Annotated in this window: 17 protein-coding genes and 1 tRNA gene; 12 read left to right on the top strand and 6 right to left on the bottom strand. The window is 55.9% G+C overall.

All coding sequences use genetic code 11. The features are described from left to right. Position 1: 1 nt before the first annotated feature. From PG898_RS09135 to hepT, 7 genes are all read left to right on the top strand, one after another. Entirely contained in the window at positions 2-1,201 is a 1,200-nt protein-coding gene (locus tag PG898_RS09135) for an AAA family ATPase (RefSeq protein ID WP_270823712.1), read from the top strand. Beyond that, positions 1,194-4,292, top strand: a complete 3,099-nt coding sequence (locus PG898_RS09130) for an HsdR family type I site-specific deoxyribonuclease (RefSeq protein ID WP_270823713.1) — start codon at positions 1,194-1,196, stop codon at positions 4,290-4,292. The genes PG898_RS09135 and PG898_RS09130 overlap by 8 nt, the downstream gene beginning before the upstream one ends. 53 nt (positions 4,293-4,345) lie before the next feature. Further along, positions 4,346-4,477, top strand: coding sequence for a hypothetical protein (locus PG898_RS09125; protein ID WP_270823714.1), 132 nt, complete (start codon positions 4,346-4,348; stop codon positions 4,475-4,477). Between the two features lie 73 nt (positions 4,478-4,550). Continuing rightward, the gene (locus tag PG898_RS09120) at positions 4,551-5,573 is read left to right on the top strand and encodes a nucleoid-associated protein (RefSeq protein ID WP_245147334.1); all 1,023 of its coding nucleotides are present in this window, start codon (positions 4,551-4,553) and stop codon (positions 5,571-5,573) included. A 9-nt stretch (positions 5,574-5,582) separates the two neighbouring features. Further along, a complete protein-coding gene (locus tag PG898_RS09115; RefSeq protein ID WP_270823715.1) occupies positions 5,583-6,794 on the top strand; it encodes a hypothetical protein in 1,212 nt (403 codons plus the stop codon). A gap of 320 nt (positions 6,795-7,114) precedes the next feature. Beyond that, positions 7,115-7,549 (top strand): type VII toxin-antitoxin system MntA family adenylyltransferase antitoxin, encoded by a 435-nt coding sequence (gene mntA / locus PG898_RS09110; protein WP_270823716.1) that lies wholly within the window; start codon positions 7,115-7,117, stop codon positions 7,547-7,549. 2 nt (positions 7,550-7,551) lie between these two features. Beyond that, positions 7,552-7,980 carry a type VII toxin-antitoxin system HepT family RNase toxin gene (hepT, locus tag PG898_RS09105; protein WP_245147337.1) on the top strand — a complete coding sequence of 143 codons (429 nt, stop codon included), beginning with the start codon at positions 7,552-7,554 and terminating at the stop codon, positions 7,978-7,980. 609 nt (positions 7,981-8,589) lie between these two features. Here hepT and PG898_RS09100 read toward each other — a convergent pair. After that, a tRNA-Thr gene (locus PG898_RS09100) sits at positions 8,590-8,665 on the bottom strand. 86 nt (positions 8,666-8,751) lie between these two features. After that, the gene (locus PG898_RS09095) at positions 8,752-9,492 is read right to left on the bottom strand and encodes a phosphatase (protein WP_218409260.1); all 741 of its coding nucleotides are present in this window, start codon (positions 9,490-9,492) and stop codon (positions 8,752-8,754) included. Positions 9,493-9,954: 462 nt separating this feature from the next. Here PG898_RS09095 and PG898_RS09090 point away from each other — a divergent pair, with 462 nt between their 5' ends. From PG898_RS09090 to PG898_RS09075, 4 genes are all read left to right on the top strand, one after another. Next, on the top strand, positions 9,955-10,608 hold the full coding sequence (locus PG898_RS09090; RefSeq protein WP_025327582.1) for a TetR/AcrR family transcriptional regulator: 654 nt from the start codon (positions 9,955-9,957) through the stop codon (positions 10,606-10,608). A gap of 47 nt (positions 10,609-10,655) precedes the next feature. Next, positions 10,656-12,980 carry an acyl-CoA dehydrogenase gene (locus PG898_RS09085; protein WP_270823719.1) on the top strand — a complete coding sequence of 775 codons (2,325 nt, stop codon included), beginning with the start codon at positions 10,656-10,658 and terminating at the stop codon, positions 12,978-12,980. Between the two features lie 163 nt (positions 12,981-13,143). Beyond that, positions 13,144-16,206: an efflux RND transporter permease subunit gene (locus PG898_RS09080; protein ID WP_270823720.1), complete on the top strand. Its 3,063-nt coding sequence runs from the start codon at positions 13,144-13,146 to the stop codon at positions 16,204-16,206. Between the two features lie 15 nt (positions 16,207-16,221). Continuing rightward, a complete protein-coding gene (locus PG898_RS09075; RefSeq protein ID WP_270823722.1) occupies positions 16,222-17,256 on the top strand; it encodes an efflux RND transporter periplasmic adaptor subunit in 1,035 nt (344 codons plus the stop codon). Between the two features lie 66 nt (positions 17,257-17,322). On the opposite strand, the gene pyk is transcribed toward PG898_RS09075, so the two are convergent. Both pyk and PG898_RS09065 read right to left on the bottom strand, forming a co-directional pair. Beyond that, positions 17,323-18,762 carry a pyruvate kinase gene (gene pyk / locus PG898_RS09070; RefSeq protein WP_042649695.1) on the bottom strand — a complete coding sequence of 480 codons (1,440 nt, stop codon included), beginning with the start codon at positions 18,760-18,762 and terminating at the stop codon, positions 17,323-17,325. Between the two features lie 161 nt (positions 18,763-18,923). After that, a complete protein-coding gene (locus PG898_RS09065) occupies positions 18,924-19,778 on the bottom strand; it encodes a MurR/RpiR family transcriptional regulator (protein WP_171276452.1) in 855 nt (284 codons plus the stop codon). A 348-nt stretch (positions 19,779-20,126) separates the two neighbouring features. On the opposite strand from PG898_RS09065, the gene glk reads away from it, so the two are divergent. Beyond that, positions 20,127-21,095: a glucokinase gene (glk, locus tag PG898_RS09060; RefSeq protein WP_270823724.1), complete on the top strand. Its 969-nt coding sequence runs from the start codon at positions 20,127-20,129 to the stop codon at positions 21,093-21,095. Between the two features lie 387 nt (positions 21,096-21,482). Here glk and PG898_RS09055 read toward each other — a convergent pair whose 3' ends face one another. Both PG898_RS09055 and PG898_RS09050 read right to left on the bottom strand, forming a co-directional pair. Next, the gene (locus PG898_RS09055; RefSeq protein ID WP_270823726.1) at positions 21,483-22,865 is read right to left on the bottom strand and encodes an ATP-binding protein; all 1,383 of its coding nucleotides are present in this window, start codon (positions 22,863-22,865) and stop codon (positions 21,483-21,485) included. Beyond that, the gene (locus PG898_RS09050; protein WP_042649691.1) at positions 22,865-23,539 is read right to left on the bottom strand and encodes a response regulator; all 675 of its coding nucleotides are present in this window, start codon (positions 23,537-23,539) and stop codon (positions 22,865-22,867) included. Before PG898_RS09050 ends, PG898_RS09055 begins: the two co-directional genes overlap by 1 nt. Positions 23,540-23,600 lie beyond the last annotated feature (61 nt).

Below are 23,600 nucleotides of genomic sequence, written 5' to 3'. Positions count from 1 at the left end.
CATGGGCAAGACGCTGACCGAAATTGCTCAGAAACTGAGCACGCCAAAAACAGTCAGGAAAACTGTCCCTGAGAAAACTAAGGAAGTTGACGAAGTCAAACCTGTGCCGAAGGTTCAACTGATCTATGCCTTCAACGGTACGGGCAAGACGCGCCTGTCGCGTGCATTCAAGCAACTGATTACGCCCAAAACCAATGGCGCAGAGAACGATGAGGAAGCCGATGCGCCCGAGTTATCACGCAACAAGATCCTCTATTACAACGCCTTCACCGAAGACCTGTTCTATTGGGATAACGACTTGACGGGTGATGCCGAGTACAAGCTGAAGGTCCAACCCAATTCTTATACCAGCTGGCTGCTGACGCTACTCAAGGATCTGGGTCAAGATGGAAATATCGTTCATTATTTCCAGCGTTATGCGAACGACAAAATAACGCCGCATTTTAGCGCCGACTTTGACGAAGTCACCTTCTCCCTGGAGCGCGGCAACGAGGAGCATTCCCCACATATCAAGCTTTCCAAAGGTGAAGAGAGCAATTTCATCTGGAGTGTTTTCTACACCCTGTTGGATCAGGCGGTGACGATTCTCAATGTTGCCGAGCCGGGCGAGCGCGAGACCAGCGCCTTTGACCAGTTGGAGTATGTGTTCATTGACGACCCCGTCAGCTCTCTCGATGAAAACCATTTGATTGAGCTGGCAGTCAATCTGGCCAGCCTGATCAAATCAAGCAAGTCAAATCTGAGGTTCATCGTCTCGACGCACAGCCCACTGTTCTATAACGTGCTTTTCAATGAACTGAACGGCAAGGCCTGCTACATGCTGGAGCGGTTTGAAGACGGCAGCTTTGCCCTTACTGAAAAACAGGGCGACTCTAACAAGAGCTTTTCCTACCATCTGCATCTGAAGCAGGTCATTGAGCAGGCGATTGCGGACAACAAGGTTGAACGGTTTCATTTCACCTTACTGCGAAACCTCTACGAGAAAACAGCCAGCTTTTTGGGTTACCCCAAATGGTCAGAACTCTTGCCGGATGACAAGCAACTTTATCTAAGCAGAATAATTAATTTCACAAGCCACAACACGCTATCGAACGAAGCCGTTGCAGAGCCAACGCAAGCTGAGAAAGCAATTGTCAAGTTGTTGCTCGAGCATTTGAAGAGCAACTATGGCTACTGGCAGCAGGAGCACCAAAATGGCTGATTATAAAACCATCGCAGAATCCAACAAATTTATCGTGCTGGATAAATACACTAAGGAATGGTCGGTTGCTGAAAGCTACCAGAGCGAAAGCGATCTGGAGCGTGAGCTGATTGAGGATCTGGTCAATCAAGGTCATGAGTTCCTGCCCACCCTGAATAACCCTGCCACCATGCTCACCAATGTGCGAGAACAACTGCAAGCGCTCAATGACGTACAATTTCTTGATGGTGAATGGCAGCGTTTTGTTGAGACTTTCCTCGATAAGCCCAGCGACAGCATCATCGATAAGACCCGCAAGATCCACGATGACTATATCCATGACTTCGTCTTTGATGATGGCAGAATCAAAAACATATACCTGCTGGATAAGAAGAACATCGTCCGTAACAAGGTACAGGTGATCAAGCAGTTTGAACAAACCGGCAGCCTTGCCAATCGCTATGATGTGACGATCCTGGTAAACGGTCTGCCACTGGTACAGATCGAGCTTAAAAAACGTGGTGTGGCGATCCGCGAAGCGTTTAATCAGGTCCACCGCTACAGCAAAGAAAGCTTTAACAGTAAGCACTCTTTGTTCAAATATTTGCAGCTGTTTGTCATCTCCAACGGCACCGATAGTCGCTATTTTGCCAATACCACGACACGTAATAAAAACAGCTTCGACTTCACCATGAACTGGGCGAAGTCGGACAACGCGCTTATCAAGGATCTGAAAGACTTTACTGCAACCTTCTTTCAGAAAAACACACTGCTCAATGTGCTGCTGCATTACTCGGTGTTCGACGTCAGCAACACCTTGCTGGTGATGCGCCCTTACCAGATTGCCGCCACCGAGCGCATTCTGTGGAAGATCAGAAGTAGCTATCAGGCCAAGAACTGGAGCAATACCGAAAGCGGCGGCTACATCTGGCACACCACAGGATCGGGCAAGACGCTGACCAGTTTCAAGGCGGCGCGGCTGGCTACAGAGCTGGAGTTTATCGATAAGGTATTCTTCGTGGTGGATCGCAAGGATCTGGATTACCAGACCATGAGGGAGTATCAGCGCTTTTCACCGGACAGCGTTAACGGCTCGGACAGCACGGCGGGCCTAAAGCGCAATCTGGACAAGGATGACAACAAGATCGTCGTCACGACCATCCAGAAGCTCAACAACTTGATGAAGAGCGAGGCTGACTTGCCGATTTACGGCAAGCAGGTGGTCTTTATTTTCGATGAGTGCCATCGCAGCCAATTTGGTGAGGCCCAGAACAACCTGAAGAAAAAGTTCAAGAAGTTCTACCAGTTTGGCTTTACCGGCACGCCCATCTTCCCGCAGAACGCGCTGGGCGCAGACACCACCGCCAGTGTGTTTGGCCGCGAGTTGCACTCTTATGTCATCACCGATGCTATTCGCGATGAAAAAGTGCTCAAGTTCAAGGTGGACTACAACGATGTTCGCCCTCAGTTCAAAGCCATCGAAACAGAGAAAAATGAGAAGAAGCTGAGCGCGGCGGAAAACAAGCAGGCCTTGCTACATCCGGATCGCATTCGTGAGATCACCCAGTACATACTGAACAACTTCCGGCAAAAGACCCATCGCCTGCAACCGAACGCCAAGGGCTTTAATGCCATGTTTGCGGTGAGCAGCGTGGAGGCAGCCAAACTCTACTACGAGTCGTTCAAGGCGTTGCAGCAAAAGAGCGAAAAGCCGCTGAAAGTGGCAACCATCTTCTCGTTTGCCGCCAATGAAGAGCAGGATGCTGTGGGCGACATTGAGGATGAGAGCTTTGATGTCTCCGCTATGAATAGCAGTGCCAAGGAGTTTTTAAGCGCGGCAATCGCAGACTATAACGCGATGTTTAAAACCAATTTCAGTGTGGATAGCAATGGTTTTCAAAACTATTACCGCGACTTGGCCAAACAGGTTAAGGCCAAGGAGATCGATCTGCTGATCGTGGTGGGGATGTTCCTGACCGGCTTTGATGCCCCCACGCTGAACACTCTGTTTGTGGACAAGAACCTGCGCTACCACGGGCTGATGCAGGCGTACTCGCGCACCAACCGCATTTTTGACGCAACCAAAACCTTCGGCAATATCGTCACTTTCCGCGACCTGGAGCAGGCGACCATCGACGCCATCACCCTGTTCGGTGACAAGAACACCAAGAACGTGGTGCTGGAAAAGAGCTACAAGGAGTACATGGAAGGCTTTACCGATCTCGTAACCGGTCAAGCACGGCGGGGCTTTATGGATGTGGTTAGCGAGCTGGAGCAGCGCTTTCCTGATCCTGCTGCCATTGAGAAAGAAGCCGACAAAAAGGCGTTCGCGAAACTCTTTGGCGAGTATCTGCGCGTTGAGAACCTGCTACAAAACTATGACGAGTTTGCCAGCCTGAAGGCCCTGCAACGCGTAGATATGAGCGACCCTGAAGCGGTCGAAGCATTCAAAGCCGAACACTATCTGGATGATGCAAAGCTGGCCGAGTTGCAGACCATTCGCCTGCCAGCTGAACGCACGATCCAAGACTACCGTTCAACCTACAATGACATCCGAGATTGGCAGCGTCGGCAAAAATCGGCAGAGGAAAAAGACAAATCCACCATCGACTGGGATGACATCGTCTTTGAGGTGGATCTGCTCAAATCCCAGGAGATCAACCTCGATTATATACTTGAGCTGATTTATGAGCACAACAAGAAAACCAGAAGCAAAGCCGATCTGGTAGACGAAGTGCGCCGCCTGATCCGTGCAAGCCTTGGCAATCGAGCCAAGGAGAGCCTGCTGGTCGATTTTATCAATCAAACCGACTTGGACCAGATTGGTGATGCAGCCAGCGTCATCGAAGCCTTCTACGCCTTTGCTCAGGCCGAGCAACGACGAGAAGCCGATGAGCTGATCAGCTCTGAAAATCTGAATGCGGAAGCGGCAAAGCGCTATATCAGCACCTCGCTCAAGCGCGAATTCGCCAGCGAAAACGGCACCGAGCTCAATTCACTCCTGCCCAAGATGAGCCCGCTAAACCCGCAGTATCTGACCAAAAAACAGAGCGTTTTCCAGAAGATCGCGGCGTTTGTAGAGAAATTCAAAGGAGTGGGTGGTGACATTTAATCAACAATATTCCACTCCATGCCAAAACGGATGGATTACTGGAGTTGGTAAAAATGCAACCGTTTGAAATTTTGAGTGATGAAGAATTTGATGAGCTGGAGGCGCTGCTTGATGGCTTCTTGACGGCGGTGTTCTCTGGCTCACACTTCATCATATATCGAGTTGTAGGCTTGCAAAAAGAATGATACTAAATAGCTTCATGAAAATTTATTGATTGATATATAATGTTTTTGATATAGGAAAGTAATAGGCGCTAAAATGGCAATAAAAAATGTAATTTTACATGAAGTTACCCGCGATAAAGACGGCGATCTTGTTGTTAAAAATTTGCGTGATGAGGAAAACTCAATAGATGGCCTTGGTGAAAAGCTAACAGGTCAATTGATAGAGCTTTTTTCTCAAGCAACATTAAATATTGGTGAGTTTGGTGTTGATGGGGATGCAACACTAGAACCTGCATTTGAGCAACAACTGAAAAAATTTACAAATCAAGAGATTGATTTTGTTGGAACAACAAAAGCAATGTCGGAAAGGTTTGCTGACATCATCTCCGAACCAAAATTACAAAGCGTAAAAGGTGGTATACTGGCTTTCTATATATATGAATATAAAAATAGTGAGCTATTAGCTGTTACCGTCTTGAGTCGTATTGAAGGTATAAATGCTAGTGAGGCCCTTGACCTCAGCTCTGCAACTATAATCGATTTAAACCGCTTGCACTTGGGAGCCTCAATAAACATAACCGAGTGGAGTGAAGGCTTGACAAGCCGCTATATCAAATTTAAGACAGGTCGTTCAGTTGAAATGCGCGACTATTTTGAGTCTTTTATTGGTTGTCAACGTGATAAACAAGCTGCGACGCGTGAAACAACCGCACTCAAGAGTGCAATCAAGACGTACTCAGCGGCACTTGAACTAGATCATGATGCAACTCAATCAAAGCTCGATTCTGCATATAGCTTCATTCAAGAACAGCAAAAAACTGGCAGAGAAATTCTACTCAGTCATATTGCTAATGCAGTGTTCCCTGATTCCGCAGATGCATTTTTAGTGATTGCAAGAAATGACGAGCATCAATTGAGCGAAGAGATAGCCATCAGTCCAACAGAACTGAAGCGTTATGTTAGATTAAGTGGCCGTGGAAATGGTGTTTCAATTAGTTTTGATAATGATTTATTCGGCAAGACAATTAATTACCAAGATGGCAAATTAATTTTCGATGAAATTCCTGAAACATTGAAGCAAAGTATCATTGAACTTCAACGTGATACACAAAGATAGTGATTCACTATGAACATTGAAACATTAGAGCTTTACAAGTCTATCAGAGAGAGCATGACAGATGTTTCTATTGATGGGAGATTTGTTTATGGTTTTGTAGATTTCAACGAAGTTATGATCGGTAGAATAAAAAAACTAAACAAAGCCGATCTTTGCTCTGCTACTTTTTCGGTATATAACGGCTCGGAAAATAAAAATCAACTAACAGTTGATAGTTTAATAACCGAGAAGCAATACAATGCTTATGACAGAGCCAAGATTGAACTTGATGCTCAATCAAAGCAGGGTGGTGACTATTTCATTTGTTCCTCGTGGAATGAGTTAATAAAATATACAGATTACTTACTTCAACCGGTTAAGGCAGTTTATTTCAGTGATGATAAAAAAATTCTGACTGCAGATTGTGGAGATCAGAAGTTCACCGCTTATCTAAATGTATCGAAAGTTTGTAATTTGGTTAGGGATGTGTCACACACAAGCAAAGGGAATACGTACACAATCCTTTGTGGACAGGCATTAGATATATCGATTTTGATAGACGAATCCACTCTTGATAATGAAATTAATGTTGATTTTTTAGATGAGTTACTAGGTAAGGATCAGCACAAAGAAGCGATGAATAGCCTAGTTCGTGAAGCTCTTTACAATTTATTAAGTGACTTAGACTGCAAATCAAGGTTATCTCATTTAGTGCGTCACTTCAATGCTTTCATGAGCAAGCTACTTGTTAGTTATGAACAATACGTAAGAAACTACTCGTTTGACAAAGTTAGAAAAGAGTATCGAGAAAAATCAACAGAGTATATAGGTAAAATTAATAAGGTTTTTGATGATGTTGCAACAAAAACATTTTCCATTCCGCTGGGCGTATGGTTTGCGACATCAAATATGGAAGCAACAACATCAATAGAAAGTTTACAGTTCCTAAAAAATGTATCTTACTGCTTTATGGTTGCATTCTTGGTATTGGTAGTGTTAGTTAATCTATTAGGTCAATTTTCAACATTGAGTGCTACCGTAGATGAGTATACTGATTTATTCGAAAGATTAGATTCTGAGCTGGAAACATCTCAAAAAACAGAACTTTCAAATTTAAAGCAAAAACTTGACACTCGAAATGTTGTTGTATTCATCAAGCTGGTAGTTACAATGGCATTTGCTATTGTTTTACTTGGGTTTACCATATTCGTTTCTTATAAAGCATTTTCAGTTCCTGTATGAAACCACAGGGGGTTTAAACATCATCCCTACCTGAAAATATATTTTAATATTTTTTAATAAGTCATCATTCTAATAAAATGATACAGTGTATAAATTTAGCATCACCTAAATAGCAGAAGAAAATGGTTTTCTACATCACTTGTGCTGACCCTACATGGTGGGAGAGCCATTCTGCTGACACAGAGCAGACTCATTGAACTATGTCTGTTACGCTCCCTATGAATGCCTCATACCTGCACACAGCCTTATACCTGCACACAGCCTTGTGGCATCATGTAGATTAGTACCTCTCTTTAACCTGCTTGGTAGCAGAGCCAAATATGAAACAGGATAGTGACATTCTCAAACAGTTGGTCTGCCTTGCCGGTGCCAATGAGCAGGTGCAAGTGCTTTGGCTCTACGGCTCTCGCGCCAAGGGAACGGCTGGCCCTGCCAGTGACTGGGATCTGGCTGTGGCCTTTGATCCGGTCAAACAGAGTGGGCCGCTGGGGACCGCGCTGGAGAACCGGTTGCGGCCTGAACTGCTAGCGCTGGAGTGGCAACGAGTCCTGGGGCTGGCGGAAGGGGAACTCTCCGTTGTCGATATCAATCAGGCCCCCATTCCGTTGGCCTTTGCAGTGGTCGCAGCCAATCGTCCTCTCTATAGTCGTGATGAGGGGCGACGCTTGCAGGAAGAAGCGCGGATTATGTCGCAGATGGAACTTGGTTATCCCAGTCGCCAGGCAGATATCAGCAAGAATCATTCAGAGGAGTAGAGATGAGCGATAACGCCTATATCGGCGCTTTGCGCATCAGCCTGTCGCGCTATCAGGCCGAGCTGTCAGAGATCCGGGCTATTCTGGCGCAGCGTGCGCTTTCCAATCTGGAGTACCGCGCCGCTGAACGAACCCTGCAGGTTTCTATCGAAGCATGTATCGGAGTGGCAAAACACTGGGCCAGAGCGCTGGCGGGCCATACTCCGCAGGATGCCTATCAGGCATTCGAGATCCTGGCCCAGCGTGGAGAACTATTCCCCGACACACTAAGCGGCTGGCGCAAGATCATTGGCCTTCGTAATGCGCTGGTGCACGACTATCTCAATATCGACCCCGAGATTATTCGTAGCGTGATTGGCCAGGGTTATAGCGACCAGTTGTTTACCTTCGGCAATCAGGGGCTCGACTGGCTGGCTGCGCATCTGGATTAAGCTGTCCCTGGTCGGGTTCTCTCCACATGTGCAATGTTGATGACATCAGACACAAGCTGATGTGTGTACTGACAACAGCAAAAGAGATAGCAAGAGAGGGCCAACGGCCCTCTCTTGTGTATTAACCCTCAGAAACACGAACAGAGGAACGTCAGCACAGCAATGAGGCCAAAGCTATGAATCAACGATCGCTTGATCGGAGCTATCAACAACGATGTCTAGTTTGGTAGGTGTGGGTTCAAATGTGGGTTCAAAACTAAAAAAGTACTTTCACTAAAATGAAAGTGCCTTTTATTTTCAATAACTTAGTTGTTGTGGCTTAGTTCATGCCGTAGAGAACAACATGATTTATCACCCTTGATGTCTTAGCCGCCAAAGGTTGTTGTTGGTGTCGAATGAGTCAAGCTGGTGTTGTAACACTTTCCTTCATGAACACTGCTCTACCCGACTAAGAGAATACATTGAGATAGTGTGGTACTCGCCGTTAGGAAGTACCTTCGGAAGTAAGGTTGGTGCCTACCTCGTGCCAAATGTGGTACCCCATGTGGTACCCAGGACGAAGATCTATAATTTGTCTGGCATGATGAAATCATAAGTCACTGTTTTTAATGGTGCCGGTAATAGGAGTCGAACCTACGACCTTCGCATTACGAATGCGCTGCTCTACCAACTGAGCTATACCGGCTTGTCGTTAGATTCCCGAAAATGTGTTGGCAAGTCAATGAGACTGGGCTGTTTTTATGAGCCTGCTCATGGAGTTACGGGTACACCTCAGAGATCGACGAATTCCGGAATGTGGGCGCGGCCACGGCTCTCGAGAAACGCGAGCAGGGCGCGGGGGGAGCGTGCCAGGATCCGCTCCTCGGGGAAGCCGGCCTCGGTCACCAGCCGATGGCAGTGGTCAAAATCTCCCAGGCTGAAGGCCACGTGGGAGTCTGAACCGAAGGTGAGATAGGCACCGAGGTCGCGCGCCGCCTCGACGATGGCGCGGCAGTTGCCCTCACTGCCAGGACGGGAGTGACTAAAGGAGGAGTTGTTGATCTCCAGCGCCACCCTGTATTCGGCGGCAGCCCTGACCACGGCCTGGATGTCGATGGGAAAAGCCGGGTTGCCCGGGTGGCTTATCATGTCGACGCGGCCACTCTTGATGGCGTTGATCATGGCCTGGGTATGGGTGGCCTGATCGCAGGGAGGAAACACGGGCTCATGGAAGCCGGCCATGATCATGTCGAGGCGCGACTCGTAGCGCTCGGGGAAGTCGATGTCGCCGTCTATATTCTTGATGTTGGCCTCGATGCCGCGCAGTATGCCGACCCCGTCCACCACCCGCGGCAGCACGTGCAGGTTGACGAAGTGCCAGAAGTGAGGGGCATCGGCCATGTCGGGGCCGTGATCCGTGGTGGCGAACAGCTTGATCCCCTTGGCCCTGGCAATGGGCAGGTAATCGTGAATGGTGCTGTAGGCGTGGGTGCTGGCGACGGTGTGCGTGTGGGTATCGACCGTATACTTCATCTTCTCTCCCCTCTGGCATGAGGCGCCAGCATAGCAAAATTGGCGGACTCGGGCCATGTGGCGGCCTGCCATACTTTGTCACAAATTACGCCAGGACTGACAAAGTCTGACCACCTTTGTCTGCGAGCATAGCCCCATCGATGCAAGCCTGAACTCTCATCGATGAGTCGAAACTGGATGATTCGACTCACTTTTCCCCACCGTCGCCCCTGCGACGGTTTTTTTTGCCCGCAATCTTCGCCGCCACCCGGATAAAAAAATGCCCAACTAGCATGGCGCAAGTTGGGCGAGACTTAATGTTTAATTGCAGTGGCATAGATATAGAGTCCGACCTGGCCGCTAAGTTCCCATCTTGTTCCCGCTTTTTTGGTTGAAAACATTTCGCCAACACCTGTTCACATTCTCTTGACATGACTGGGCGTGAAACGTACTTTTTAAACATTCGTTTAAGTGAGGTGTCCAGTGAGTAAAATCGATACCAAAAACCGTATTCTCGATGCCGCCGAGGTGCTGTTTGCCGAGCGGGGATTCGCCGATACCTCGTTGCGTCTGATCACCAGCGAGGCCGATGTGAACCTGGCCTCGGTCAACTACCACTTCGGCTCCAAGAAGGAGCTGATCCAGGCGGTGCTCGATCGCTACCTGAGTATCTTCATGCCGGCGCTGGATGCGCGCCTGCAGACCCTGATGGTGCAGGAGCAGCTGACCCTGCTGCAGGTGTTCGAGAGCTTTGTCGATCCCCTGATGAAGCTGGTGGCGGTGCGGGCCAACGGCCCGGCGCTCTTCATGCAGTTGCTGGGGCGCGGTTACATCGACAGTCAGGGCCACCTGCGCCGTTTCATCACCACCCACTACGGGGCGACCCTGCACGGGATCACCCAGGCGATCTCCAAGGCCAACCCGGCCCTGTCGCCGGCGGATCTGTTCTGGCGCCTGCACTTCACCCTGGGCACCGTCGTGTTCACCATGGCTTCCGCCGATGCCCTGCGTGACATCGCCCAGGCCGATTTTGGCCAGCAGCTCGATGTGGAAGGGCTGGTGCGCAACGTTATTCCTTATCTGGCGTCCGGTGTCGGGGCGCCCGTGGAGTCGACCAGGCTCTCCCTGGCCGTGTAACACCTAACAATAATCAACGGAAACAGTGAAATAGAAGGAACTTCGGTATGATCACATTGCTTGTCCTGCTGGTGCTGGCGATAGCCGTAGTGCTCGGCGTGCCCGCCATCCGTAAAAAGGTGGTAACCCGTCCCGTGTTCGGCATCTTCAAGAAGATACTGCCGCCCTTGTCGGCCACCGAGCGGGAGGCCATGGAAGCCGGCTCCGTCTGGTGGGATGGCGAGCTGTTTCGCGGCAACCCGGACTGGAAGAAACTGTATGGTTACGGCAAGGCCGAACTGAGCGCCGAGGAGCAGGCCTTCATCGACAATCAGGTCGAGACCCTGCTCGCCATGGTGGACGACTTCAAGATCGTCAACGAGACCAAAGACCTGCCGGAGCCGGTGTGGGACTATCTGAAGAAAGAAGGCTTCTTCGCCCTGATCATCCCGAAATCCTACGGCGGCCGCGAGTTCTCGGCCATTGCCAACTCCACCATCGTCACTCGCATCGCCACCAAGAGCCTGAGCGTGGCGGTCACCGTCATGGTGCCGAACTCCCTCGGCCCGGGTGAACTGCTGATGCACTACGGCACCCAGGCCCAGAAGGACTTCTGGTTGCCGGGGCTGGCCAACGGCAAGGAAGTTCCCTGCTTTGCCCTGACCGGTCCGGAAGCGGGCTCCGATGCGGGCGCCATCCCGGACAAGGGGATCGTCTGCAAGGGCATGTACAAGGGGGAGGAGGTCCTCGGGCTTCGCCTGAACTGGAACAAACGCTACATCACCCTGGCGCCTCGCGCCACCGTGCTGGGTCTGGCATTCAAGATGTACGATCCGGACAAGTTGCTGGGTGACAAGGAAGAGATCGGCATCACCTGTGCCCTGATCCCGACCAACCACCCGGGTGTGCGAGTCGGCGATCGCCACTACCCCATGGGGCTGGCGTTCCTGAATGGTCCGACCTTCGGCAAGGATGTGTTCATCCCGCTCGACTGGATCATCGGTGGCCCTGAATACGCGGGTCGCGGCTGGCGCATGCTGGTCGAATGCCTCTCCGCCGGTCGCGGCATCTCGCTGCCTGCCCTGGGTACCGCCTGTGGCCACATGGCGAGCCGCACCGTGGGCGCCTACTCCTATGTGCGCAAGCAATTTGGCATGTCCATCGGCAAGTTTGAAGGGGTGCAGGAAGCACTGGCCCGCATCGGTGGTCTCACCTACCAACTGGAAGGGGCACGCCGCATGACGGCAGGTTCCCTGGATCTCGGTCAGGCACCCGCCATCGTCACCGCGATTTCCAAGTACCACATGACCGAAATGGCGCGCCAGGTGATGGACGACTCCATGGACATCCACGCCGGCCGTGCCATCCAGCTCGGCCCGAAAAACTACACCGGTTACGCCTACATGGGCATTCCGGTTGCCATCACGGTGGAGGGGGCCAACATCCTGACCCGCAACTTGATGATCTTCGGGCAGGGTGCCACTCGCTGTCACCCCTACGTGTTTGCCGAGCTGGAAGCGGCGGCCGACACCGACGTGGAACGTGGCCTTGAGAAGTTTGACGCCCTGCTGATGAAGCACATCGCGTTCGGCACCGGCAACTTCTTCGGTGCCCTGTTCCAGGGGCTGACCCTGGGGCAGTTCAACAATGCTCCCGTGGGAGGCGAAACCGCCCGCTACTACAAGCAGCTCTCTCGCATGAGTAAAGGGCTGGCCTTGTGTGCCGACGTGTCCATGCTGATGCTGGGTGGCGATCTCAAGCGCAAGGAGATGATCTCCGCCCGTCTGGGTGACGTGTTGAGCCACCTCTATCTGGCCTCCGCGACCCTCAAGCACTACGAGGATCAGGGTCGCATGGTCTCGGATCTGCCGTTCGTGCAGTACGCGGTGGAGCGCAATCTTTACCTCATCGGCAAGGCGTTCGAGGGCTTCTTCCAGAACTTCCCGAACAAGGTGGTCGGTGCCGTGCTCAAGCGTGTGGTGTTCCCGTTCGGTGTGGGCTACAAGATGCCGGCGGACGATCGCTGCCACGCCATCTGTCTGGCCATGATGACCCCGGGCGAGTTCCGCGATCGTCTGACCGCACTCTGCTACGTGGGCAAGGATGACGCTGACCCTGTTGGTCTGATGGAGCGTGCCTTCCAGGCCATGGTGGCGGTGCAGCCCATCGAGAAGAAGCTGGTGCAGGCCCAGAAAGAGGGCAAACTGCCCCGCAAGATGGCCCTGCCGGAGCTGGTGGCCGCGGCCCTGTCCCAGTCCATCCTCGGCAAGGAGGAGGCGGACAAGCTGCTGGCCGCCGATGCCCTGCGCTACGAGGCGATCCAGGTGGACAACTTCGCCCCGGGCGAGCTGGAAGGGCTGTCTCAACCGGCCCCGGCGGTGCACGCCGCCTGAGTCTGATGCTCGATTGCAGAACCGGCCCATGTGGCCGGTTTTTTTGTTGTTTAACCAGGCATTTACAAGGCCGATTAATTCCAGTTTAATGCAATGGCCCCCACCCTTGGGGCAGGAAGCAAGGCCAGCGGAATGGCCGATAACAACAACTCAGGAAGAGTGAATGAACCTCGCCAAAACGGCGATCGAACGCCCCATCTGGGTGGCGGTCTCGGTCGTGCTTATTTTCGTGCTGGGCCTGCTCAGCATCCGGGGGCTGCCGATCCAGCTGTTCCCCGACATAGACCGTCCCCACCTCAACATCTCGGTGAGCTGGCGCTCCGCCTCGCCCCAGGAGATGGAGTCGGAGGTAACCGACCCCATCGAGCAGGAGATGCAGGGTGTGCAGGGGCTGAAAAGCATCGGCAGCAACAGCTACCCCGGCTTCACCGAGATCAACATGGCGTTTGCTCTCGGCACTGACATGCAGCGGGCCCAGCTCGACGTCATCTCGCGGCTTAACCGGGTCTCCGGCCTGCCGGACAGGATCGACGGCCCCTACGTCAACAACTACAGCAGCAACGACACCCTCACCTTCTTCTTCATCCAGCAACTGCCCGGCGCCAAGGGGGTGATCGACGATCATCAGGCGCTGATCGAGGCAAGGGTCAAGCCGGAGCTGGAGCGGATACCCGGGGTTTCCACCGTGGAGGTAGAGGGGATCAACGAGCGCCAGATCCAGGTACGCTTCGATCCTTACCGTGCCGCCGAGCTGGGGGTGGAGATCCCGGTGCTCGCCAGTCGGGCCAGCACCGACTGGGATGTCTCCGCCGGCACTCTCGACATCGGCCGCTGGGAGTACAAGCTGCGCTTCGCCGGGCGCTACGACGTGGAGACGCTGGGGGACAAGGTGGTGGACTGGCGCGACGGCCTGCCCATCTACCTGCGGGACGTGGCCGAGGTGCGATTGGCCCGAGAGGATAACCCGGTACTGCGCATCCAGAACGGCAACACCGCCATCGCGGCCCAGATCTTCAAGGAGAGTGGCGCCAACGCCCTGGCGGCGCTGGAGGGGATCAAGGCCAAGGTCGGGGAGCTCAACCGTGAGGTGTTGGAGCCGGTCGGCCTGCACATGGAGCAGTCGTTTGACGCCTCCCTCTACATTAACCGGGCGGTGGGCATGGTCACCGCCAACCTGGGGCTGGGGGTGCTGCTCTCCTGCGCCATCCTCTGGGTCTTCCTGCGCCAGATCAAGGCGACCCTGATGATAGCGATTGCCATTCCCATCAGTATCATGCTCACATTCTGTCTGCTCAAGGTGATGGGGCGCACCCTCAACGTCATCTCCCTCGCCGGCATCGCCTTCGCGGTCGGCATGGTGCTGGATGCCGCCATCGTGGTGCTGGAGAGCATCTATCGCCGCACCGAGCCGGGGGATGTCAGCAAGGCGGAGGCGGCACTGGAAGGCACCAGCCGGGTGTGGACGGCGCTGGTGGCCTCGACCCTGACCACGGTGGCCATCTTCTTGCCGGTGCTCTTGCTCAACGACGTGGAAGGGCAGTTGTTTGCCGATCTTGCGCTGACCATCGCCTGCGCCGTGACCGTCTCCATGATGGTGGCGGTGACCGTACTGCCCGCCGTGGCGGCGCGCTGGATGGGGCGCGAGCGACTGGTCGACCCCTATGACGGGCTCTGGCGGCGCACCACCCGCCACGTGATCCGCTGGACAGCGACTCCCCATCGGCGCAGGCTCGTCATCCTCCTGATGATGAGCCTGCCCGTGCTCGCCAGCTGGCTGCTGCTGCCCAAGATGAACTACCTGCCGGACGTGAAACGTGACGCCATCGACGTCTGGATGAGCTTCACCCCGGGGGTCAATCCCAAAGCACAGAGGGAGGAGGTGATCGATACCCTAATCGCCCGCCTCGACCCTTACATGAAGGGGGAGAAGGAGCCGGCCCTCAAGAACTACTACATCTTGCGCTACCCGGGTGGCGCCCAGATCGGGGTGCGCCCCAGAGACGAGACCCGGATCAAGGTGCTCGAGCGCCTGCTGATGGACAAGCTGCTCACCAATATCCCGGACACCCGGGTCTTCGGCGGCCAAGGCTCCCTGTTTGGCGGCTTTGACAGCGAGAACAGCATCTCATTGCTTATTCAGGGGGGCACCCTGCCCGAGCTCTATCAAGCGGCCCGCGAGAGCATGGCCATAGTACAAAAGGACCTGCCGGGGGCCCAGGTCAGGCCAGAGCCAGGTCTCGACTTCACCGCCCCCGAGCTGAGGCTGGTGCCGCAAGACAGGCGTCTGGCCGAGGTAGGCTGGGATCGCACCCCCATGCCCACCATCATCCAGACCTTCGGCGACGGCCTGCGGGTCGGCGAGTATTTCGATGGGGAAGACAGGCTGGACATCCTGCTGATAGGGCAGAGCTCGGCCAATCCGGATGAACTCAAGGCGGTGCCGCTTGCGACCCCATCCGGGCGCATCGTCCCCCTCGGCGAACTGCTGCGGGTGGAGCCTGCTCTCGGGCCGGAAAGCATCTTCCGGGCCGATGGCCGGCGCAGCATCCAGCTCATGATCACCCCACCGGAAGGCATGAGCATGGAGCAGGTGCTGGAGACCCTGCAGAGCAAGAGTTTTGCCACCATCAGACCCATACTGCCGGCTGGCGGGGAGCTGCAGATCGCCGGCAATGCCGACAGCCTGCAGCAGGCGCTGGACAACCTGGGCAGCATCTTCCTGTTTGCGGTGCTGAGCCTGCTCATCCTGCTGTGGGGAGTGTTCGCCTCCCTCAAGGATGCCGTGCTGGTGCTGCTGACCTTGCCGCTTGCCGCCGTCGGCGGTGTGCTGGCGCTGCGTCTGAGCGGATTGCTGGTGCCGCTGCCGATGGATCTGCTCACCATCATCGGCTTCGTCATCCTGCTGGGGTTGGTGGTCAACAACGCCATCCTGCTGGTACACCAGACTCGCACGGCGGAGCGAGAGGGGATGAGTCGCCAGCTGGCGGTGGCCGATGCCCTGCAAAGCCGGATGCGCCCCATCGCCATGACCAGCCTCACCAGCATCTTCGGCATGTTGCCGCTGATGCTGAGCCCGAGCGAGGGGAGTGAAATCTACCGGGGGCTGGCTACCGTCATCGTCGGCGGCATGAGTTGCAGCACCCTGTTTACTCTGATCCTGTTGCCTGCCTTCCTGAGGCTGGGTGAGCGGGTCGACGCGCCGCATGCCATCCGGCAGCGGGCCTGAGCAAGGAGCTCATCAATGAAACCTGTATTCACAAGGATGATGGTGGCGGTGGCCCTGCTGGCCATAGCGCCGGTTGAAGCAAAGATGGTGACTCTGGCGGACGTGACCCAGGGGGAGACGGGAGCCAGCATCTGGGTCAGCGGCACGGTCGCTAGCCGCCAGCAGGCGGCGCTTAGCACCGAGGTGAGCGGCCGGGTGGAGTGGATAGCCGAGTTTGGCAGCCGGGTCAGCAAGGGGGATGAGCTGCTGCGCCTGGACGCGGCCACCCTGCGCCTCTCTCTTGAACAGTCACGGGCAGAACAGGCGAGAGAGGCAAGCAACCTGCGCTACGCACGTGCCGAGTTCCAGCGGCTCGATCGACTGCACCAGCAGAAGAGCGCCTCCCAGAGTCAGTACGACAAGGCGCGTTACGACGTGGAGCAGGCCGAACTGGCCGAGCAACTGGCACGGGTACAGGTGCGCCAGATCGAGGCGCAACTGCAGAGGACCCACATCTTCGCCCCCTTCGATGGTGTGGTGAACGAGCACTTCATCCAGCCAGGGGAGCACGTGGATGCGGGGGAGCAGGCGCTGGAGCTGGTCAACCCGGATCAGCCGGATATCCGGCTGCGGGCCCCCATTGTCTGGGCCAGTCAGTTGGAAGATCAGGCCAGGTTGCGGGTCGAGGGGGAGCAGATCAGCAGCCACGCCACCTATTACCAGCGGGCGGCCAGTGCCGATCCCAAGTCGCGGCTCATCGAGCTGCGCCTCAGGCCCGAGCCGGGCAGTTTCATCATCGGCTCGCCAGTGCGGGTGGCGCTGCCGCTGGGGGAGCAGCAGACCATGCTGCTGCCACGGGATGCCCTGGTGCTCGGCACCGAGGGGAGCGTGGTCTATCAGGTGGAGCAGCGCGGCGAGGCGCTGACCGTGAACCGGGTGCCGGTGACCGTGCTGTTTGGCGACAACCGGCAGGTGGCGGTGAGCGGGGCGCTCAAGCTGGGGGACAGGGTAGTGGTGCGCGGGGCAGGCAGCCTGCAGGATGGGGACAAGGTGGAGCTGTTTCGTGGTTGAACCGGGTATGACGCCATAAAAAACGGCTCCCGCAGGAGCCGTTTTTGTCGATGTCCAGGCGAGCGATTACTCGACCATCATCACCTTGCAGGTGTTGGTACTGCCCACGGTTTCCATCTTGTCGCCATGGGTCAGCAGCACCATGTCGCCGCTCTGGACCAGGCCCTTGGCCTTGAGCACGTCGAGCGCCTCGCGGCACACCTCGTACACCGGCTTGCTCTCGTCGCCGTCGAACAGTACCGGGGTCACGCCACGGTAGAGGTTGGTCCAGGCCAGGGTCTTGTTGTGGGGAGACATGGCGAAGATTGGCAGGCCGGAGCTGATGCGGGACATCAGCAGCGGGGTAGTGCCGGATTCGGTCAGCGCCACGATCGCCTTGACCCCTTCCAGGTGGTTGGCCGCGTACATGGTGGACATGGCGACCGCCTCTTCCACCGAGGTGAAGGTATAGCTCATGCGGTGGTTGGAGACATTCAGGCTTGGGTGCTTCTCGGCGCCCACGCAGACGCTGGCCATGGAGGTCACGGTCTCGATGGGGAACTGGCCGGCGGCGGTTTCGGCGGAGAGCATCACCGCATCGGTGCCGTCCAGCACGGCGTTGGCCACGTCCATCACTTCGGCACGGGTCGGCAGCGGGGCGTTGATCATGGACTCCATCATCTGGGTCGCGGTGATCACCACCCGGTTCAGGCGACGGGAGTGGCGGATCAGCTTCTTCTGCACGCCAACCAGCTCGGGATCGCCGATCTCGACGCCGAGATCGCCACGGGCCACCATGACGGCGTCGGAGCCAAGGATGATGTCTTCCATCGCCTCGTCGCTGGCAACGGTCTCGGCACGCTCGACCTTGGCCACGATCTTGGCGTTTGAGCCGGCTTCTCGGGCCAGTTCGCGGGCGTAGCGCAGATCATCGCCGCTGCGGGGGAAGGAGACAGCCAGGTAGTCCACGTTCATGCGGGCGGCGGTCTTGATGTCTTCCTTGTCCTTCTCGGTCAGGGCCGGCGCGGAGAGACCACCGCCCTTCTTGTTGATCCCCTTGTTGTTGGAGAGCGGCCCGGCCACGGTGACCGTGGTGTGGATGCGGGTGCCTTCAACCTGCTCGACCTTCAGCTGCACACGGCCGTCGTCCAGCAACAGGATGTCGCCGGCCACCACGTCGTTTGGCAGACTCTTGTAGTCGATGCCGACCTGCTCCTGGCAGCCTTCGCCCTTGCCGAGGGCGGCATCGAGAATGAACTTGTCACCGATGGCGAGGTAGACCTTGCCATCCTTGAAGGTGGAAACGCGGATCTTGGGGCCTTGCAGGTCACCCATGATGGCCACATGACGGCCCAGCTTGGCGGCGATTTCACGCACCTGGTTGGCGCGCTGGATATGATCTTCAGGAGTGCCGTGAGAGAAGTTCATCCGCACCATGTCGGCACCGGCGCGGATGATCCCCTCGAGGATGCCGTCGCGATCGGTCGCCGGACCGAGTGTGGTTACAATCTTTGTTCGTCTTGGCATGAAAGACTCCGATGTGAAGTTGATATGACTTGAAATACTGCCCCGTCAAGCGTGTGGCATGGCGCCTGCTTGCAGGCCATCTGGGTGGCCTTGTGTCATTGAATTACGATACTACACCAAGCCCGGTGGCTTAGACAGTCGGGGGCGGACCCCCGAATGATTCAGGAATTATGCGGGGTATCAAAGCGGGATTCGCGCAAACCTTCTTTGACTTTCTTCAGGTTTTCGCGAAATTTCATGCCACGGCGCAGGGTGAAGCCGGTGGCCAGCACGTCCACCAGGGCGAGCTGGGCGATGCGGGACGCCATGGGCATGTAGACGTCGGTGTCTTCCGGCACGTCCATGGAGAGCACCAGGTTGCACTCGCGGGCCAGGGGGGAGTCCTTGGCTGTCATGCCGATGACGGTGGCATCGTTTTCACGGGCCAGGGCTGCGATCTCTACCAGTGCCTTGGTGCGGCCGGTGTGGGAGATCAGCACCACCACATCCCCTTCACTGCTGTTGATGCAGCTCATGCGCATCATGACGATGTCCTCGAAGCTCACCACGGGGATGTTGAAGCGGAAGAATTTGTTCTGGGCATCGCGGGCCACGGCGGAAGAGGCGCCCAGGCCGAAGAAGCTGATCTTCTTGGACTGGGTCAGGATGTCGACGCAGCGGTTGATGGCGGAAATGTCCAGGCTGTTCTTGGCCGCATCGAGGCAGGCCATGGTGGATTCGAAGATCTTGGCGGTATAGGTGTCTGGCCCGTCTTCCGCCTCTACGTGGCGGTTCACATAAGGGGTACCGTTGGCCAGGCTCTGGGCCAGGTGCAGCTTGAAATCGGGAAAGCCTTTGGTATCGAGACGGCGGCAGAAGCGATTGACGGTCGGTTCGCTGACATCGGCCAGCTTGGCGAGGGTGGCAATGCTGGAGTGAATGGCGGTCTGGGGCGACGCCAGGATCACTTCAGCCACCTTACGCTCTGATTTACTGAAACTTTCCAAATTGTTCGTAATTTTATCGAGGGTATTCATCATTACCACCAGGCATTTTTGTAATTTAACTTCAGTGTCTGTGCACTAAATTCACAGCTCAAGCAGGTTTCCAATCTACTTGATGACTATACAAGACAAGCGCTTATCGGAACTAATCTCGTCCCCATAAAGTATGACTCATGTCTAATTATTTCGTGTTTTTGGTTACAAACTTCCATCCACCCCTTGAAAACGCTTACAAATGTTGCAAAGCAACAACACTGTGAGCGGGCGCACAGTTGCATTCATCCAACGCGCCGCAAGGGGAGGGGCTCGGGTAGTATTGCAGCCAAATAACAAGGTCGGGACGGTAAGGGCCGCCCCGAGTCGGTAACGAAGGAGTTTGTTATGCAGCATACCCATGCGCTGGTGGGCGACGTAGGCGGTACCAATGCCCGGCTGGCCCTCTGTGAGCTGGCGACTGGCGCCATTTCCCAGGCAAAGACCTATTCCGGGCTGGCCCACCCCAGCCTCGAGGCCGTGGTGCGCCTCTATCTGGAGGAGCATGGCGTCAAGGTGGGCGAAGCCTGCATTGCCATCGCCTGTCCCATCAATGGCGACTGGGTCGCCATGACCAACCACAGCTGGGAGTTCTCCATCCGCGAGATGCAGAGCAACCTCGGCCTGGATCGCCTGCAGGTGATCAACGATTTCACCGCCGTTTCCATGGCCGTCCCGGTGCTGGCTGAGGCGGATCGCATCCAGCTCGGGGGGGCCGCCCCCGTGGCCGGCAAGCCCATCGCCATCTATGGCGCAGGTACCGGCCTTGGGGTGGCGCACCTGGTGCAGGTGGGCGAGCAGTGGCTCAGTCTGCCGGGGGAGGGCGGTCACGTGGATTTCGCCGCCAACACGGAAGAGGAAGATGCCGTGCTGCAGGTGATGCGTGGCGAGTTGGGCCATGTGTCGGCCGAGCGTTTCCTGTCGGGCCCGGGATTGGTCAATCTCTATCGCGGCCTGGTCAAATCCGACGGCCGTGAACCCGAGCCCTTTGCCCCCAAAGACATCACCGAGCGGGCGCTGGCGGGTGACTGCCTCGATTGCCGCCGTACCCTGAGCCTGTTCTGCGTGCTCATGGGCCGTTTTGCCGGCAACCTGGCCCTCAACCTGGGCACCTTCGGCGGCGTCTACATCGCCGGCGGCATAGTGCCCCGCTTCCAGGAGTTCTTCATCGGCTCCGGTTTTCGGGTCGCCTTCGAGGACAAGGGGCGCTTCAAGCCTTATCTGAAGGACATCCCGGTGTTCCTCATCACCCATGAGGGCCCCGGCCTGCTGGGGGCGGGCGCCTATCTGCGCCAGTCCCTCGGGATCCGCCTCTGAGGCGGATAAAGAATGCACAAATGGTTCAGTCCCGATTCAGTGACCCTGGCGTAGAGTGAGATCACGTACTCAAGAGGGCAGGGTTTCACAGGGAATTGGAAGCTGTCTTCATCCGCTGGGTGCGAATTGTCACCTGACAAGCCTGAACTGTTTCACCGGCCCTTGCGGCCGGTTTTTTTATGTCTGTCCACCTGATGTCGTGGCATTCCCCCTATGAGGGAACCATAGGCGACGCCGTATCCAGGAGGATGTGGCAGGGCCGGTGAACCCTCATAAAGTGGTCTGGGAATGATGGAAGGATCTAGAAGGTGCTGGATCCAGGCAGGGTAGAGCCTGCATGGAGATAGAGGTAAGGAAGGGCCCATGGCATGGGCCCTTATCGCAGTATCAGGGGAGGGTGATATGGAACCTGGCGCCACCGAGTGGTGATTCGTCAACCCGGATCTTGCCGCCATAGCTGTGCACGATTTCGGTCACCACCGCTAGCCCTATCCCCTGGCCGGGGGAGCTGTCTGCCCGCACCCCGCGCTGGAAGATCTGCCGCGATTTGCCGGGGTCTATGCCGGGGCCGTCGTCTTCCACCACGATGAGCAGGCCGCTGCCCTGGCGGTTGACCCGCACCTGGATCTCGCTGATGGCAAACTTGCAGGCGTTGTCGAGCAGGTTGCCCATCAGCTCCATCAGATCGCCCTGTTCACCGTGAAAGAAGACATCGTCATCAAACTGGAAGCCGGTCTGCAGCTTCTTGTGGCGGTAGACCTTGGTGAGGCTGGCCAGCAGCTTCTCGATGAGGGGCACAGGCTCGGTACCCTTGCTGGCAAGGCGTTTTCGTCCGGTGACAGCCCGGCGCAGCTGGTACTGGATGATCTGATCCATGGTGGTGATCTGTTCACTGATGTTGTCATGGATATCGTGACCGAGCTTGAGCTCCTGAGCGGTGATCTGGATGAGCGCCAGCCGGGTTTTCAGGCTGTGAGCCAGATCGTTCAGGGCGTGCTGGTACCGCTGGGTCTGCTGGCGTTCGTTCTCCAGCAGCTGGTTGACCGACTCGGTCAGTGGCGTCAGCTCCCGCTCGTAGTCGTTGGAGAGCGACTCCCGGGAGCCTGCGCGGATCTCGTCAATCTGCCGCGCCATGGTGCGCAGGGAGGAGAGACTCCAGAAGCTGGTCAGCAGCAGCAGGGCCCCGAGCAGGCAATAAGAGAGCAGCGCCTGACGAATGCAGCGGTAGAGATACTCCCGGGTCTGGGCCTGGTAACGCTTGGCGGAATCGACCATGACCACGTAGTAGGTGGTGGGGCCGTCGCCGTGGTTGCGCAGGAAGCGCAGGCTGTAGATGAAGTAGCTCTCGCCGTTCTTGATGGTGTGCAGCTTGAAGAAATAGTCCTGATCCAGGCCGCCAAGGTATTTCATCAGATCCCGGCAGATGGTCCCCTTCATGGTGATCACCTCAGGCATGTGCAGGCTGGACCAGCTCAGCTCACCGTCGGAGCGGCAGATCAGGGTGTCGAGATTGGGGTCGATGGCATCCGGGGTAATGTTGCCGAGATCCGTGATGGCATGGGGATCGGGCTGCTTGGAGGAGAAGAGCTTGGAGAGATTCTCCTGCATGCGGATGCTGGCCTTCTGCGCCTGCTCCTCGGCGTGACCAAGATAGAGGATATAGACGGAGAAGGTCATGATAAGCGCGATGACCAGCATGGCGCTCAGCATCAGCTTGAGGTGCAGCGAGCGGCGGATCAGTTGCATGGGGTGCAGCATGAAACGGGGCATCAGCTGCAGGAGAGGTTGAAGATGTAACCCTGACGGCGGATGGTGGAGATGGGTGATATGACCCCTTCCGGATCCAGCTTCTTGCGCAGTCGGCTCACCATCACCTCTATGGTGTTCGGATCCCCTTCGCCATCGCCATAGAGTTGATCCAGCAGCTGTTGCTTGGAAACCACCTGGCGGGCGTTGCGCATCAGGTATTCCAGGATCAGATACTCGAAACTGGTGAGCACTGTGACTTCGCCGGCGACGGTGAGCTCCTTGCGGGAGAGATCCAGCTCGTAGTCACCCGCCTTCACCCTGGGGGAGATGAAACCGGCGCTGCGGCGTACCAGGGCATTGAGGCGGGCGAGCAGCTCGTCTTTCTGGAAGGGCTTGACCAGATAGTCGTCGGCGCCGGCCTCCAGACCCTCCACCTTGTCTTGCCAGTTGCCCCGGGCCGTCAGGACTATGATGGGGAAGGGGATCTGCTGTTCGCGCAGTCGGCTGATGAGCTGCAGGCCGTCCATGTCCGGGAGGCCCAGATCGATGATGCCCACGTCGATGGGGTAGTCGGCCGCATAGTGCAGCGCCACCTGGGCACTGTCGGTGCTGTGAACTTGATTCTGGGCCTCGGTCAACAGCGTGGTGAGGTGATGATTGAGCAGCTTGTCGTCTTCGACCAGTAGGATTTTCATAAGATGCATGATGATAAGGGTCCAGGCTGTCAATTAGAGGGTGTCTAAGGGGGAGAGTCAA

The organism is Aeromonas sp. QDB31, assembly GCF_027707605.1.
In the GTDB taxonomy this organism is placed as follows: Bacteria; Pseudomonadota; Gammaproteobacteria; order Enterobacterales; family Aeromonadaceae; genus Aeromonas; species Aeromonas media.
The sequence above is the reverse complement of the archived record's forward strand: the minus strand, read 5'-3'. Positions and strand labels throughout refer to the sequence as shown.